Origin of the sequence: Gallibacterium trehalosifermentans (assembly GCF_042433055.1) — a bacterium.
Classification (GTDB): Bacteria; Pseudomonadota; Gammaproteobacteria; order Enterobacterales; family Pasteurellaceae; genus Gallibacterium; species Gallibacterium trehalosifermentans.
Window position 1 is genome coordinate 60,949 of sequence record NZ_JBHLWB010000009.1, and the last position, 14,596, is coordinate 75,544.

The following is a 14,596-nucleotide window of genomic DNA, read 5'->3' on the forward strand; positions in this document are numbered from 1 at the left end:
GAGATACAATGGCATTAGAACGTACTTTATCGATTATTAAACCAGATATTGTTGAGCGCCAAATGATTGGAGCTATTATTCATCGTTTGGAACAAGCTAAATTTCGTATTGTTGCGATGAAAATGGTGCAATTAACCCAAGAGCAAGCAGCTGGATTTTATGCAGAACATCAAGGGAAGTCCTTTTTTGAACAGTTAGTCTGCTTTATGACATCAACACCTGTTGTGGTATTAGTATTAGAAAAAGAGAATGCCATTGTAGATTATCGTGCTTTGATGGGGAAAACTAATCCAGAGGAGGCGCATATTGGTACATTACGCCATGATTTTGCATTAAATGGGCGGCAAAATAGTGTACATGGTTCAGATTCAATCGCTTCAGCAGAACGAGAAATTGCTTATTTCTTTGCGGATAGTGAAATTTTTTAATCAGCAAAAAGCGTGTTGTATGGCTACTTTAATCGAGTGATTAAAGTAGCTTTTTATCCAAGTTATCTTATTAAACTTATTTGCTTAAAGTAAATATTTTTCATTCACACATTATAAGAAATCGTTATAATGCGCACTCAACAAAATTGAGGATAATGTGAATGAAATTGACAGATAAATATAATTTTAAATTTTCTTTAATAATTTTAATACTTTATAGTACAGTCTTGTTGTGCAGTGAAGTGTTATATCGATATGTTTTTGCAATTCCACCTATCACACGTTATTTAGAAAGTTTTATCGTTCTTTTTATTCTACTTTCTCTTTATTATTTTTCTAAATTTAAAGTTACTCGTATCCTGATTGTTGGTTTCTATTTTTTATCCATTGTTATTAATAATGTTCATTTTCAGGTTTATCAGAGTTGGATTAATGGGACGAATTACTTTCTGATGCTGACAGAGGTTTCAGAAGTGGCGCATACTGGTTTTGCGATGTACAAGCAATGGATACTCAATCTTATTTGGGGAGTAGTTGATGTCGCCATTTTTGTGTCTATCTCACGTTTTAGACGAAAAAATTGGGCTATTGCGGATACATTATTTATCCTTTCAATGATATATATCTTTATTCGTTCTTATCATACTAGTCAAGAGTTGGGCATTTCGCCAAATGCAAATTATTCACGTGTTAAAGCGAACTATTTCTCATTTGGCTATTTTATTGGTCGTGTTTTACCATACCATACGCTCTCTTTGTCAGATATTCCTGAATATTCCTATCCAAAACCAGCGGTGAAGTCAGCGCTAGAAATAAAGAATATTATTTTTATTATGGGAGAAAGTGAGTCAGCTTCCCATGTTTCCTATTTTGGTTATGCAAGAGAGACAACCCCGTTTTTTAGTAAATTAGCACAGCAGCACCCAGATGCTATTATTAAACAGAGTTATTCAGCTGGGTTTATGACGGCTGTATCATTACCACTCTTTTTTAATGCTATCCCTTATCCAAATGGAATGTTGCAGATGATGAAAGGGGATACTAATTTATTTAATTTAGCCAAACAGCAACATTATCAAACTTATTTTTATTCAAGTCAGCCAGAAAACCAAATGATGATTATGAATTTGATAGGAAAAGCGTGGATTGATACGTTACGTTTTCCAACCGATGAGGGCTATAAAATTTCTGAGTTAATGCCTGACAAAAATTTATTGCCACATTTGTATAATATTAATTTAGATCAAGGACATAACTTTGTTGTATTACATCAACGTGGCTCGCATGGGGTTTATGGTGAATCATTAACTGAAGATGAAAAAATTTTTAAAGGTAAAACGCCATTAGATGAATATGATAATACTATCTATAATACAGATCGGATTATTGAGCAGGTTTATCACTATTTATCTCAGCGAGAACAACAGGATTGGCTATTAGTCTATACCTCTGATCATGGGCAAAATGTAACAAGTAAGTATCAGAATCAAGGAACACAAGCAGAAGCTAACTATGTTGTTCCATTAATGCTTTTCACGCCCAATGTCGCTTTACAGCAAAAAATCACTACAATTTTTCAACAATGTAAAGTGGCATACCATCAACAATTATCAACATTGTTAATCAATTTGATGGGATATGATATGCCAATATCTACTTGTGAACAGGGCGTTGTTACAGGAAATTTTGTTACTGGTGATGCGGGTTATTTAAAAATTTATCCAGATGGACATTCAGAGTATATTTATCCAACAAAAGGACGGATTAAAAACTAATAAAAAAACGCCAGAATTTAAATGTTCTGGCGTTTGTTTTTTCACTATTAACTTTCGTGTTTGAATAAACCAGAAGAACCTTCAGAATAATCTTTTGGTTGCTCTTGTTTTGGTTTATCTGTTAGGGTTGGATTTTCTTGTGTAAGAGCGAAAATCTCTTTGTGGTTATCGGGTAAAAGATTGGTCGAACTATTCGCAAAATGTTGGTATAACTTTTGATAATCTTGCGCCAAACTTTTCATTAAATCAGCGGTTTCAACAAAGTGTTTTTCTAATTGTGCTTTCTGTTCTGCGATAGTATCTTGCGCTTTTCTAAGTTCTTGTTGGGTTTGTTTTTGTGCTTTAACGCTACCATTGGTAAAGCGCGCAACTAAATAACCAATAAAAAATCCAATAATTAAACCGATGAGCAAAATTTGCCACATTTCTTCAGTCCAGTTTTGCATATAACACTCCTTAACAACCTAGATGAATACATTAAAATCATCATAATCATTTCTCAAAAACTTGTCTTGTAGTAATCTTCATTTCTTTGTGGTAGCTCACAGAAAAAATTTAAAATATTGTTATTAAGATATTTCAAGAAAAGACTATATAAAAGCAATCGTTTGCTTTATACTTATGCCCGCAAATTTTCTCATCTTTTTTCATATCAAACAAAGGAATAAATAATGCAGGAACAACGTCCTATCCAACGTGCTTTAATTAGTGTTTCCGATAAAACTGGTATTGTTGAATTTGCTCAAGGTTTAATTCAACGTGGTGTACAAATTCTTTCTACAGGCGGTACAGCTAAATTACTTTTAGAAAATGGCTTAACGGTAACGGAAGTATCTGATTACACGCAATTTCCAGAGATGATGGATGGGCGCGTGAAAACCTTACATCCAAAGGTACATGGTGGCATTTTAGGTCGTCGTGGGATTGATGATGAAGTAATGGCTAAACATCATATTGATCGTATCGATATGGTGGTGGTGAATTTATATCCTTTTGCTCAAACCGTCGCAAAACCAGATTGTACCTTAGAGGATGCAGTAGAAAATATTGATATTGGCGGACCAACAATGGTGCGTTCCGCTGCAAAAAATCATAAAGATGTTGCGATTGTAGTGAATAATGCGGATTTTGCTGCAATTTTGGCAGAAATGGATCAAAACCAAAATTCATTAACATTTGCTACACGTTTTGATTTAGCAATTAAGGCATTTGAACATACCGCGCAATATGATGCAATGATTGCGAATTACTTCGGTCGTTTAGTTAAACCATATCTTGGTGCAGAACAAGAGGAACTTGATAACCCTTGTGGTCAATTCCCTCGCACCTTGAATCTGAATTTTATTCGTAAACAAACCATGCGTTATGGTGAGAATTCACATCAAAATGCGGCATTTTATATTGAAAAAGAGTTAAAAGAAGCGAGTGTGGCAACGGCTGAACAGTTACAAGGTAAAGCATTGTCTTATAACAATATTGCGGATACCGATGCGGCATTAGAATGTGTGAAAGAGTTTAATGAGCCAGCCTGTGTGATTGTTAAGCACGCTAATCCTTGTGGTGTCGCTTTAGGCAAAGATTTATTAGAAGCCTATAATCGAGCGTATCAAACTGATCCAACTTCTGCATTTGGTGGCATTATCGCATTTAACCGTGAATTAGATGCTGAAACAGCAAAAACGATTATTGAACGCCAATTTGTAGAAGTGATTATTGCCCCAGTGATTTCTGCTGAGGCGAAAGAGGTATTAAAAGCGAAGAAAAATGTTCGTGTCTTAGAATGTGGTGAATGGCAACAACGTCAACCACGTTTAGATTTTAAACGGGTAAATGGTGGTTTATTAGTGCAAGAAGCCGACCTTGGTATGGTTGCGTTAGAAGATTTACAAGTGGTGAGTAAACGTAAGCCAACAGACGAAGAATTAAAAGATCTTTTATTCTGCTGGAAAGTGGCAAAATATGTGAAATCAAATGCAATAGTCTATGCAAAAAATAATCAAACTATTGGGATTGGTGCAGGACAAATGAGCCGAGTTTATTCTGCAAAAATAGCGGGTATTAAAGCAGAAGATGAAGGTTTAGAAGTAAAAGGTACAGTAATGGCGTCTGATGCATTCTTCCCATTCCGTGATGGTATTGATGCTGCTGCGAAAGTCGGCGTAACTTGTGTGATTCACCCAGGTGGTTCAATTCGTGATCAAGAAGTGATTGATGCCGCAGATGAACATAATATGGTGATGGTATTAACAGGTATGCGTCATTTTAGACACTAATTTAATAGTTATAAGGAAGCAAGAGTGCCTCTATTAAGACGATTGTTATTAATTGCTATTAGCTTGCCAATAAGCGTTCACGCAGCAACTAAAATAGAGATTAAAGGGGAGCAAATTGATTTTCCTCCGCCACAGAAATCTAAGCTGGCTTTCTTTTCTGGAGATCCTAAAGGGATATATGTAACAGAATACACAGATGCGAAAGACAAAGTTGATTCTTGGAAAACGTATCTTATAAGTGATTCACGTTATCCGCATCATATGGGAAGTTGGCTCGATTTAATCGCATTTGCGTTAGGCACATTACAAGAAAAATGTCCTACAATTAGATTTTCAGAGATTGAACCGTTATTAAGTAATATTTTTCCAGGTAAAGCGGTGGCAGTTGCTTATTATTGCCCAGAAAAATTACCTAATGCACCTTATGGTGAAGCCGCATTAAATTTTTTCTTGGAAGGAGAAGATTATAACTTTCATCATTGGCATTCTTGGCGACCACAAGAAAAACCTAAGGAAGAAGATATATTTGGAGTAAATCATTTTTCTTTACTGACAGATTATATAGTGATGCGTGAGTATCTTTCTATTTGTAATCCAGAAAAAGGTAAACCTTGTCGTTACAATAAGCTCTACCCACACAAGAATAAGTGGCAAGGTCGTGCTTCTGATTTATCAGAAGATGATCTAAAAAGATTTACAACGCAAAAAGAGTTATTTCATAAATAAATATAAATAAGGTGTTAAATGAAAATTTTAATTATTGGAAATGGTGGACGTGAACACGCTTTAACCTGGAAAGTAGCCCAATCACCATTAGCAGAAAAAGTATTTGTTGCACCCGGAAATGTTGGTACGGCACAAGAAGCAAAAGTGGAAAATGTTGCCATTAGTGCAACCGATATTACGGCTTTAGTGGAGTTTGCTAAGCAGCAACAAATTGATTTAACGATTGTTGGCCCTGAAGCACCATTAGTTATTGGTGTGGTTGATGCGTTTCGTGCGGCAGGTTTAAAGATTTTTGGTCCAACCAAAGCCGCAGCCCAATTAGAAGGTTCAAAAGCCTTTACTAAAGATTTTTTAGCTCGTCATCATATTCCGACAGCAGAATATCAAACTTTTACCCAAGTTGAACCTGCATTAGCTTATTTGCAAAAGAAAGGCGCACCAATCGTGATTAAAGCAGATGGTTTAGCTGCTGGTAAAGGCGTAATTGTTGCCATGACACTAGCTGAAGCAGAAGCTGCCGTGAAAGATATGCTTTCTGGTAATGCGTTTGGTGAAGCGGGAAGTCGAGTGGTTATTGAGGAATACCTTGATGGCGAAGAAGCTAGTTTTATTGTGATGGTCGATGGTAAAAACGTTGAACCTATGGCAACGAGCCAAGATCACAAACGTGTTGGTGAGGGAGATACAGGGTTAAATACTGGCGGAATGGGAGCCTATTCACCTGCACCAGTGGTTACCCCTGAAATTCATCAACGTATTATGCAGGAAGTGATTTACCCAACTGTGAATGGCATGGCGGCAGAAAATAATGTTTATACAGGTTTTCTCTATGCAGGATTAATGATTATGCCAAATGGACAGCCGAAAGTGATAGAGTTTAATTGCCGTTTTGGGGATCCTGAAACGCAACCAATTATGTTACGCTTACAATCTGATTTAGTGGAACTTTGTTTAGCTGCTTGTGATGGTAAGTTAGATCAAGTTCAATCACAATGGTGTGAGCAAGCTGCGTTGGGTATTGTATTGGCTGCAGAGGGGTATCCTGATACGCCGCGGAAAAGTGATGTGATTGAGGGGTTAGCACAAGCGGCAAAACTTGATGGCAAAGTTTTCTTTGCTGGTGTTGAGCAACAGGGCGAGCATATTGTAACGAATGGCGGACGTGTTCTTTGTGCGACGGCATTAGGTGATAGCGTGCAAGCAGCACAACAAAAAGCATTACAATTAGCTGAAACCATTACTTGGCAAGGGCGTTTCTATCGCCGTGATATTGGCTATCGTGCGATTGCTCGAGAAAAAGAAAAATAATTCAATAAATGCTTCTAAAGTGTTAAAAAGCATGATGATTGAATTTATGAATAAAACGATTTCTACAGATAGCGGTTTGTATGAATAGTTTTCATTATAGAGATGAAAAAATAGCGAGAAGATTTTAATTACACCTTGTAAATAAATAGGTACACTTAATAACCTTCCATCATCATTTTATTAGAGAGGAAATCCTGATGTTAAAAAGAAGTATGAATATTGCTGATTACGATCCAATTTTATGGCAAGCAATCCAAGATGAGGATCGTCGTCAAGAAGAACATATCGAATTAATTGCTTCTGAAAACTATGCCAGCCCACGTGTAATACAAGCACAAGGTTCACAATTAACCAATAAATATGCAGAGGGTTATCCAGGTAAACGTTATTACGGCGGCTGTGAATATGTCGATATTATTGAGCAACTCGCGATTGATCGTGCGAAAGAACTATTTGGCGCAGATTATGCGAATGTGCAACCACACTCAGGTTCACAAGCGAATGCAGCGGTTTATATGGCGTTACTTGAACCAGGCGATACGATTTTAGGTATGAGTTTGGCGCATGGCGGACATTTAACTCACGGTGCATCAGTGAGTTTCTCAGGGAAAATTTATCATGCAGAGCAATATGGTATTACTGATGAAGGACTCATTGATTATGACGCATTGCGTCAACAAGCTTTGGCAGTGAAACCAAAAATGATTGTTGGTGGTTTCTCGGCATATTCACAAGTTGTTGATTGGAAAAAAATGCGTGAAATTGCTGATGAAGTGGGGGCATATTTATTCGTTGATATGGCTCATGTTGCAGGTTTAATCGCCGCAGGTGTGTATCCAAATCCATTAGAGCATGCTCATATTGTAACGACAACCACGCATAAAACATTAGCAGGTCCACGTGGCGGTTTAATCTTAGCAAAAGGTGGTTCAGAAGAACTCTATAAGAAATTAAATAGTGCCGTATTCCCAGCAGGGCAAGGTGGTCCATTAATGCATGTTATTGCGGCAAAAGCGGTTTGTTTCAAAGAGGCTATGGAGCCAGAGTTTAAAGCTTACCAACAACAGGTGGTAAAAAATGCAAAAGCAATGGTAGAGGTGTTTAAACAACGCGGCTATGACATTGTGTCAAATGGTACAGAAAACCACTTATTCCTTGTTAATTTAGTGAAGAAAGGTTTAACTGGGAAAGCAGCTGATGCAGCACTAGGTCGAGCTAATATTACGGTGAATAAAAATGCAGTACCAAATGATCCGAAAAGTCCATTTGTTACTTCAGGTATTCGTGTTGGTACACCATCAATTACTCGTCGTGGCTTCAAAGAAGCGGAAGCTCAAGAATTGGCAGGTTGGATATGTGATGTTTTAGATGATATTGAAAACGAAGCCGTAATTGAAGCAACGAAAGAGAAAGTATTGGCAATTTGTCGTCGTTTACCAGTATATGCTTAATCATTCTTTCTTAGCCCTCTCTTTTAGAGAGGGCTTTATTTTTCTAATCAATTTCTTTTTTAAACCAATCAAACATCGATTTCTTACGATATATTTTGTTGAATAGATATGCAAAAAACATTAATATATTTGCATTATTGCTAATCTTAATCTAGAGCATATCCTTAATGACCATCAGTATTAAAAATGTGAACTTTTTTTATGGTTCCACACAAGCTTTATTTGACATAAATTTGACCGCTGAACAAGGTGATATTGTGGTTTTGCTTGGTCCAAGTGGCGCAGGGAAAAGTACATTGATCCGCACGTTAAATCTACTTGAAGTACCGAAAAGTGGTGAATTGGTGATTGCAAATAATCGCTTTGACCTCTCGACGAATAATGATCCAAAGCAAATTCGTCAATTACGCCAAGATGTAGGAATGGTATTCCAACAATACCATCTTTGGCCACATATGACTGTGATACAAAATTTAATCGAAGCACCAATGAAAGTACTTGGATTAAATGAACAAACTGCTAAGCAGCAAGCATTAGGTTTATTAGAACGTTTACGTTTAGAAGAGCACGCAGATCGTTATCCACTCCATTTATCGGGAGGGCAACAACAGCGTGTTGCAATCGCACGGGCGTTAATGATGAAACCTCAAGTGCTTCTCTTTGATGAACCAACGGCAGCATTAGATCCAGAAATTACGGCACAAGTTGTTTCTATTATCCAAGAGTTACAACAAACAGGCATTACACAATTTATCGTTACCCACGAGGTTAATGTTGCTCGTAAAACAGCAACGAAAGTGGTGTATATGGAACAAGGGCGGATTATTGAAGTGGGCGATGCGTCTTGTTTTGAAAATCCACAAACTGAACAATTTAAGCAATATTTATCACACTAAGATCCTTACAGGAGAAATACAATGAAAAAAGTATTATTAGCAAGCTTATTATTTGGCGCAGCAGTTGCAGCAAATGCACAAACAATTACATTTGCGATGGAGCCAACCTACCCACCTTTTGAAAATACTAATGAAAAAGGGGAAATTGTTGGTTTTGATGTTGATATAGCAAGTGCAATCTGTAAGGAGATCCAAGCAGATTGTAAATTTACTAGCCAATCTTTCGATAGCTTAATTGCAGGGCTTAAGTTTAAACGTTTTGATGCTGCAATTTCTGCAATAGATATTACGGAAGAGCGGGCAAAACAAGTGGGTTTTTCTGATCCTTACTATGATAGTTCGGCAAGTTTCGTTGCGGTAAAAGAAGGAATTACATTAGAAAATGCGAAAAATGTTGGTGTACAAAACGGAACCACTTTCCAACAGTATGTTGCAGCAAAAGCTAAGCAATATAGTAGTAAACCATATTCAACATTACAAAATGCAATTTTAGATCTGAAAAATGGTCGTATTGATATTATTTTTGGTGATACAGCGGTATTAGCAGAATGGATTAAAACGGATAAATCAGTGCATTTTATCGGGGATAAAGTAACCGATAAGCAATACTTTGGTAATGGCTTAGGTATTGCGGTAAACAAAAACAATACTGAATTGTTGCAACAGTTAAATAAAGGTTTAGCGGCAATTAAAGCAAATGGTCAATATCAAGCAATTTACGACAAATGGATGTCTGGTAAATAAGAACAATGTTTGCTGATTTTATTCAATTAATGTTTTCCGCTACCCTAATGACCTTAGGGTTAGCGGTTTCTTCATTGATACTGGGATTAATTTTATCCATTATTTTTGTGGTACTTGAAACCAATAAAATTGGTTGTATTCGTCAAACTACTTCTGTTGTTGTAACGCTATTACGTGGCTTGCCAGAAATTTTAGTGGTGTTATTAATTTTCTTTGGCTCAACACAAGTTCTCTTTATTTTAACTGATGAATATATTGAATTTGGGGCTTTTTGGTGTGGGACGGTAGCGTTAGCAATTATCTTTGCCGCATATGCTTCTCAATCACTGCGTGGGGCAATACAGGCGATTCCGTTAGGTCAATGGGAGTCTGGGGCGGCATTAGGTTTAAGTCGCCCACAAACCTTTATACGCATTGTGATGCCACAAGTTTGGCGACATGCGTTACCAGGATTAAGTAATCAATGGCTAGTGTTATTAAAAGATACTGCGTTAGTTTCACTAATTGGAGTAGATGATTTAATGCGCCAAGCGGAATTAGTGAATGCGAGCACGCATCAACCATTTACTTGGTATGGTATTGCGGCATTACTTTATTTAGTCATTACATTAGTGAGTCAAGTAGGTATCCGTAAATTGGAGCTGTACTTTACACGTTTTGAACGGGAGAAAGGCTAATGACATACGATTACTTTCAGACCATTACACAAGGTATTCCAACCAGCCTTTTATTGACCGTAGTAGCTTTAGCGATTGCTTTTGTTATGGCATTAGTATTAACGTTTTTATTGGCATTGAATAATAAAATTATCAGTCGTGTTGTTAATACCTATATTATGCTTTTCACTGGTACACCTTTATTAGTGCAATTATTCCTAATTTATAGTGGTCCAGGTCAATTCCAATGGATTGTCGATAGCCCATTATGGAGTTTGTTATCCAATGCTTGGTTCTGTGCAATGTTAGCCTTAGCGTTGAATAGTGCCGCCTACTCAACCCAACTTTTTTATGGAGCAGTAAAAGCGATTTCTAAAGGGCAGTGGGAGAGTTGTGCTTCATTAGGTTTATCGCGTGCGCAGACGTTAAAAATCTTAATTCCCTATGCGTTAAAACGAGCATTACCGTCCTATACTAATGAAATCATTCTGGTATTTAAAGGAACGTCTTTGGCATCAACCATTACAATTATGGATATTATGGGTTATGCCAGACAGCTTTATGGGACAGAATACAATGCGTTATTAATTTATGGTTTGGCAGGTGTAATTTATTTAGTGATTACAGGCATTGCGACCTATTTATTACGTAAACTAGAAAAACGTGTATTAGTATTTGAACGTTTAGAAGTGTCTAAAGCATCTTAGTTTTATCGGGGATTAATGCTTATCCCCGATTTTCAAACCAACTTTCCAAAATGACACATGCAGAAATTGAATCAATTTTACCTTTATTCAATGCACGAAACCCTCCTCTGGCAAAAATTTCGGATCTCGCTTCAGTAGTAGTGAGGCGTTCATCTTGTAATTCAACTTTTACGCCAAAGCGCCCATATAGGCGATTAGCAAATTTTTTCGCTCGTTGTGTGATTTCTTGTTCAGTGCCGTCCATATTTAAAGGCAGTCCTACCACAACGATATCAGGTTGCCATTCATCTAAACACTTTTTTATCGCTTCCCAATTAGGAATACCATCTTGCGCTTTGAATGCAGGTAATGCTTGGGCTGTTTCTGTAATACTTTGCCCAATCGCACAACCAATACTTTGTGTACCGAAATCAAAAGCCATAACTGTTAGATTTGCCATTATGCATTCCCCATTTCATAGCTTAATGAATAACGTTGTTGAATACCTAATAGATGATTTGCGGCTTGCCAACGTTGGTCAAAGGGTAATTCAAATAAAATTTCACGCGAAGCAGGTACAGTTAACCAAGCGTTTTGTTTGATTTCATTGGCTAATTGATTGGGTTCCCATAAAGCACAGCCTAATGCAATCAGATAATCTTTTGGTCCTTGTTCTTCTCCAAGTGAAAATAGCACATCTGAAGATGTCGTGAGAAAAAGATCATCTGTTACGGCAAAAGAGTAGCGATATTTTTGTGAAGTAGCAGAATGTAACACAAAACCTTGCTCAATATTGACTGGACCACCAGCAAAAATTAATTTTTCAGGATAATGTTGTTCAGTGGGAATAAAGTGGTTCATCTTCGCCATCATTTCCGCTAATGTTAAATCCGTAGGCTGATTAATCACAAGTCCCATTGCCCCTTGTTCATTATCTTCACAAATATAAACAACGGTACGTTGAAAAAAGGGATCATCAAGATCGGGCATTGCCACAAGAAATTGATTTTGTAATGTCATAATATTCCTTCAAACTAAATTACAGATCGCCAAAACAGACCTGTAATGCACTAATTGCAACTAACGAGGCTGTTTCGGTGCGTAATACACGTTTACCGAGTAAGACTTCGGTAAATCCTTGCTGTACGGTATGTTCGATTTCTTGTGCAGATAATCCCCCTTCTGAACCAATCAATAAACGCACGCCCTCTTTTGGGAGAGTGGCGAGCTGTTTAATAGATTGCGTCGCACGAGGATGTAAATTGAGTTTGAGCATATCGTCATTTTCAGCACACCAGTCTTGTAGTTTCATGAGAGGGCGAATTTCAGGCACAATATTGCGTCCACATTGTTCGCAAGCAGCGATGGCAATTTTTTGCCATTGTTGGATTTTTCTCTCCATACGCTCTGCATCTAATTTTACGCCACAACGTTCTGACCAAAGTGGTGTAATAATTTTTACCCCTAATTCAACCGATTTTTGAATGGTAAACTCCATTCTTTCGCCACGTGAAATGACTTGCCCTAAATGAATAATAAGTGGGGATTCACGATCATCAAAGACAGCTGGTTCAAGGGAAACAGAAATCTGTTTTTTACTGATATCGTTGATCACAGCGGGGTAAATATGATTACTGCCATCAAATAATTCAAGTCGTTCGCCTATTTGCATACGTAAAACACGCCCAACATGGTGAGCAGCCTCTTCACTTAATTGACAGTAAGGTTGATTGGTTAAAGATTCAGGGTGATAGATGCGTGGTATTCTCATAAAGTTTCTAATAGTTCCGTAATTTGTTAGCGGTTATTGTAAAAAATTATTGCTTTTTTTGATATATCTCTAAGGATTTTTGTCTATTTTTGTTATAGTAAGCGCCGTTATTTTTGAAGATAATCAAGGAGAAAATTATGGCTCGTCGTCCTTTAGTAATGGGCAACTGGAAATTAAATGGTAGTAAAGCATTTACCAAAGAATTAATTAATGGATTAAAAGCAGAATTAGCCGATGTTGAAGGCTGTGATGTTGCGATTGCTCCGCCAGTAATGTACCTTGCAGAAGCTGAAACTGCATTAGCTGGTAGCAAAATTGCATTAGGTGCACAAAATGTTGACCTTAAACAATCAGGTGCTTTCACTGGTGATATTTCAGCCACTATGTTAAAAGATTTTGGGGCAAAATATATCATTATTGGGCATTCAGAACGTCGTGCGTATCATCACGAAAGCGATGAATTTATTGCACAAAAATTTGCGGTATTAAAAGAGCAAGGTTTAGTACCCGTGCTTTGTATCGGCGAAAGTGAAGCGGAAAATGAAGCAGGTAAAACGGAAGAAGTTTGTGCAAAACAAATTGATGCTGTATTAAATACTTTAGGTGCAGAAGCTTTCCTTGGTGCAGTGATTGCCTATGAACCAATTTGGGCTATCGGTACTGGTAAATCAGCGACTCCAGCACAAGCACAAGCCGTACACGCATTTATTCGTAGCCATATTGCGAAGAAAGATGCAAACGTTGCAGAACAAGTTATCCTGCAATACGGTGGTTCAGTAAATGATGCGAATGCAGCGGAATTATTTGCTATGCCAGATATTGATGGTGCATTAGTTGGTGGTGCATCATTAAAAGCACCTGCTTTTGCAACGATTGTTAAAGCTGCTGCAAAAGCGAAAAATTAAGGTTAATTAAAGTCAGGTATTTTTATTCAACGTAGATCGTTGAGAAATCTTGATTTAAGTTAGATCTTGATAAAATACTCAATAGGTTCCCTTGTGCCTTGCCCGAATGCAGGAAAGATTTTTAGGCAAAAAACGTCTAATTTTTCTGAGCTGTGCGAAGAAAAATATCAGTTTTTTGCCGCCTGAAAAATCTTGACGGAATGAGGAAATAGCAAGGTACTAGGGCGTGCTTTTTTTTGCCCACTTTTCTTTGCACGAGCAAAAAAAAGTGGAGCGCCCTTTAGGGCGAAACCTAAATATCAATTTGAGTGAAAAAACAAAAGTTAATGAATATGACTTTGTAAACAGACTCAGTCGGATAGAAATATCCGACTTTTTTATTACCAATATTAAGTTGTCAATTTTTTATGAAATAATTTCCATAAAACAAACAAAATACTTAGACAGATAAAAAAGATAGAATCTAAATTATATGTTTTTAATGATAAGTAATAATGTATTGTGGATAAAATAATCGCAATAAGAGTAAGTTTGTGAAGTGGAAACCAATATGCTTTTAATCTTCTCTTTATTATTGGTATAGACGAAATTGCGATAATAATAAATATCAGCGCAGCAATTCCGCCCAGTTGTAAATATGTTCGAGTAATCAATTCATTAACAAAAAGCGGCATATTGAAGCCTAATTCTAGAAATAAATAACTTAGTATATGTAGTACTAACCAGAATAACCCCCACAATCCTAAACTACGATGTAAAGGTAAAAATATTGTTTGGTGGCACAGTTGTACTATTATTCTAAAACTAAATAAGGCAAGGAAAAACGATAGTGCGACATAGCCTAAAAAGTGAATAATTTCTTTACTAGGATCTGAGCCGAAGCTAGTTGAAAAATTAAAATTTATAGTATAAATAAGCCAAATAAGGGGAAGAAATCCCCCTAAATGAATTAAATAACGAAAGAATTTAAATAGCAT

Annotated in this window: 16 protein-coding genes; 11 read left to right on the forward strand and 5 right to left on the reverse strand. The window is 36.9% G+C overall.

The window, feature by feature from the left end; all coding sequences use genetic code 11:
• The first annotated feature begins 8 nt into the window (after positions 1 to 8).
• Positions 9 to 428 carry a nucleoside-diphosphate kinase gene (ndk, locus tag ACFFHK_RS08065; RefSeq protein WP_382371313.1) on the forward strand — a complete coding sequence of 140 codons (420 nt, stop codon included), beginning with the start codon at positions 9 to 11 and terminating at the stop codon, positions 426 to 428.
• A 161-nt stretch (positions 429 to 589) separates the two neighbouring features.
• Positions 590 to 2,203: a phosphoethanolamine transferase gene (locus tag ACFFHK_RS08070; protein WP_382371315.1), complete on the forward strand. Its 1,614-nt coding sequence runs from the start codon at positions 590 to 592 to the stop codon at positions 2,201 to 2,203.
• 47 nt (positions 2,204 to 2,250) lie between these two features.
• Here the strand turns inward: ACFFHK_RS08070 and ACFFHK_RS08075 are convergent, their stop codons facing one another.
• Complete coding sequence (locus ACFFHK_RS08075) at positions 2,251 to 2,649, reverse strand: Z-ring associated ZapG family protein (RefSeq protein ID WP_382371317.1); 399 nt, start codon at positions 2,647 to 2,649, stop codon at positions 2,251 to 2,253.
• 225 nt (positions 2,650 to 2,874) lie between these two features.
• Here ACFFHK_RS08075 and purH point away from each other — a divergent pair, with 225 nt between their 5' ends.
• From purH to artM, 8 genes are all read left to right on the forward strand, one after another.
• Positions 2,875 to 4,476 carry a bifunctional phosphoribosylaminoimidazolecarboxamide formyltransferase/IMP cyclohydrolase gene (purH, locus tag ACFFHK_RS08080; protein WP_382371319.1) on the forward strand — a complete coding sequence of 534 codons (1,602 nt, stop codon included), beginning with the start codon at positions 2,875 to 2,877 and terminating at the stop codon, positions 4,474 to 4,476.
• 24 nt (positions 4,477 to 4,500) lie between these two features.
• A complete protein-coding gene (locus tag ACFFHK_RS08085) occupies positions 4,501 to 5,202 on the forward strand; it encodes a hypothetical protein (RefSeq protein ID WP_382371321.1) in 702 nt (233 codons plus the stop codon).
• A gap of 18 nt (positions 5,203 to 5,220) precedes the next feature.
• Positions 5,221 to 6,510, forward strand: a complete 1,290-nt coding sequence (gene purD / locus ACFFHK_RS08090; RefSeq protein WP_382371323.1) for a phosphoribosylamine--glycine ligase — start codon at positions 5,221 to 5,223, stop codon at positions 6,508 to 6,510.
• Positions 6,511 to 6,707: 197 nt separating this feature from the next.
• A complete protein-coding gene (gene glyA, locus ACFFHK_RS08095; RefSeq protein ID WP_382371325.1) occupies positions 6,708 to 7,961 on the forward strand; it encodes a serine hydroxymethyltransferase in 1,254 nt (417 codons plus the stop codon).
• Positions 7,962 to 8,128: 167 nt separating this feature from the next.
• Positions 8,129 to 8,857, forward strand: a complete 729-nt coding sequence (gene artP, locus ACFFHK_RS08100; RefSeq protein ID WP_382371327.1) for an arginine ABC transporter ATP-binding protein ArtP — start codon at positions 8,129 to 8,131, stop codon at positions 8,855 to 8,857.
• A gap of 21 nt (positions 8,858 to 8,878) precedes the next feature.
• Positions 8,879 to 9,601 (forward strand): arginine ABC transporter substrate-binding protein, encoded by a 723-nt coding sequence (locus ACFFHK_RS08105; protein WP_382371329.1) that lies wholly within the window; start codon positions 8,879 to 8,881, stop codon positions 9,599 to 9,601.
• Between the two features lie 5 nt (positions 9,602 to 9,606).
• Entirely contained in the window at positions 9,607 to 10,278 is a 672-nt protein-coding gene (gene artQ, locus ACFFHK_RS08110; RefSeq protein WP_382371331.1) for an arginine ABC transporter permease ArtQ, read from the forward strand.
• Positions 10,278 to 10,964, forward strand: coding sequence for an arginine ABC transporter permease ArtM (gene artM, locus ACFFHK_RS08115; protein WP_382371333.1), 687 nt, complete (start codon positions 10,278 to 10,280; stop codon positions 10,962 to 10,964). The genes artQ and artM overlap by 1 nt, the downstream gene beginning before the upstream one ends.
• A gap of 19 nt (positions 10,965 to 10,983) precedes the next feature.
• On the opposite strand, the gene ruvX is transcribed toward artM, so the two are convergent.
• The 3 genes from ruvX to rsmE are packed head-to-tail and all read right to left on the reverse strand — an operon-like array spanning position 10,984 to position 12,714.
• Complete coding sequence (gene ruvX, locus ACFFHK_RS08120) at positions 10,984 to 11,403, reverse strand: Holliday junction resolvase RuvX (protein ID WP_382371335.1); 420 nt, start codon at positions 11,401 to 11,403, stop codon at positions 10,984 to 10,986.
• A complete protein-coding gene (locus ACFFHK_RS08125; RefSeq protein WP_382371337.1) occupies positions 11,403 to 11,963 on the reverse strand; it encodes a YqgE/AlgH family protein in 561 nt (186 codons plus the stop codon). Before ACFFHK_RS08125 ends, ruvX begins: the two co-directional genes overlap by 1 nt.
• A 19-nt stretch (positions 11,964 to 11,982) precedes the next feature.
• Positions 11,983 to 12,714, reverse strand: coding sequence for a 16S rRNA (uracil(1498)-N(3))-methyltransferase (gene rsmE / locus ACFFHK_RS08130; protein WP_382371339.1), 732 nt, complete (start codon positions 12,712 to 12,714; stop codon positions 11,983 to 11,985).
• Positions 12,715 to 12,851: 137 nt separating this feature from the next.
• Here rsmE and tpiA point away from each other — a divergent pair, with 137 nt between their 5' ends.
• On the forward strand, positions 12,852 to 13,619 hold the full coding sequence (gene tpiA, locus ACFFHK_RS08135) for a triose-phosphate isomerase (protein WP_382371341.1): 768 nt from the start codon (positions 12,852 to 12,854) through the stop codon (positions 13,617 to 13,619).
• A gap of 389 nt (positions 13,620 to 14,008) precedes the next feature.
• Here tpiA and ACFFHK_RS08140 read toward each other — a convergent pair whose 3' ends face one another.
• Complete coding sequence (locus tag ACFFHK_RS08140; protein ID WP_382371343.1) at positions 14,009 to 14,596, reverse strand: ferric reductase-like transmembrane domain-containing protein; 588 nt, start codon at positions 14,594 to 14,596, stop codon at positions 14,009 to 14,011.

Excerpts from the sequence above, each read along its gene's own strand:
- purD (WP_382371323.1), top strand. The coding sequence starts at position 5,221 with ATGAAAATTTTAATTATTGGAAATGGTGGACGTGAACACGCTTTAACC.
- ACFFHK_RS08105 (WP_382371329.1), top strand. The coding sequence starts at position 8,879 with ATGAAAAAAGTATTATTAGCAAGCTTATTATTTGGCGCAGCAGTTGCA.
- tpiA (WP_382371341.1), top strand. The coding sequence starts at position 12,852 with ATGGCTCGTCGTCCTTTAGTAATGGGCAACTGGAAATTAAATGGTAGT.
- artQ (WP_382371331.1), top strand. The coding sequence starts at position 9,607 with ATGTTTGCTGATTTTATTCAATTAATGTTTTCCGCTACCCTAATGACC.
- glyA (WP_382371325.1), top strand. The coding sequence starts at position 6,708 with ATGTTAAAAAGAAGTATGAATATTGCTGATTACGATCCAATTTTATGG.
- ACFFHK_RS08075 (WP_382371317.1), bottom strand. The coding sequence starts at position 2,649 with ATGCAAAACTGGACTGAAGAAATGTGGCAAATTTTGCTCATCGGTTTA.
- ACFFHK_RS08070 (WP_382371315.1), top strand. The coding sequence starts at position 590 with ATGAAATTGACAGATAAATATAATTTTAAATTTTCTTTAATAATTTTA.
- ndk (WP_382371313.1), top strand. The coding sequence starts at position 9 with ATGGCATTAGAACGTACTTTATCGATTATTAAACCAGATATTGTTGAG.
- ACFFHK_RS08125 (WP_382371337.1), bottom strand. The coding sequence starts at position 11,963 with ATGACATTACAAAATCAATTTCTTGTGGCAATGCCCGATCTTGATGAT.
- artM (WP_382371333.1), top strand. The coding sequence starts at position 10,278 with ATGACATACGATTACTTTCAGACCATTACACAAGGTATTCCAACCAGC.
- purH (WP_382371319.1), top strand. The coding sequence starts at position 2,875 with ATGCAGGAACAACGTCCTATCCAACGTGCTTTAATTAGTGTTTCCGAT.
- ruvX (WP_382371335.1), bottom strand. The coding sequence starts at position 11,403 with ATGGCAAATCTAACAGTTATGGCTTTTGATTTCGGTACACAAAGTATT.
- artP (WP_382371327.1), top strand. The coding sequence starts at position 8,129 with ATGACCATCAGTATTAAAAATGTGAACTTTTTTTATGGTTCCACACAA.
- rsmE (WP_382371339.1), bottom strand. The coding sequence starts at position 12,714 with ATGAGAATACCACGCATCTATCACCCTGAATCTTTAACCAATCAACCT.
- ACFFHK_RS08140 (WP_382371343.1), bottom strand. The coding sequence starts at position 14,596 with ATGCTATTTAAATTCTTTCGTTATTTAATTCATTTAGGGGGATTTCTT.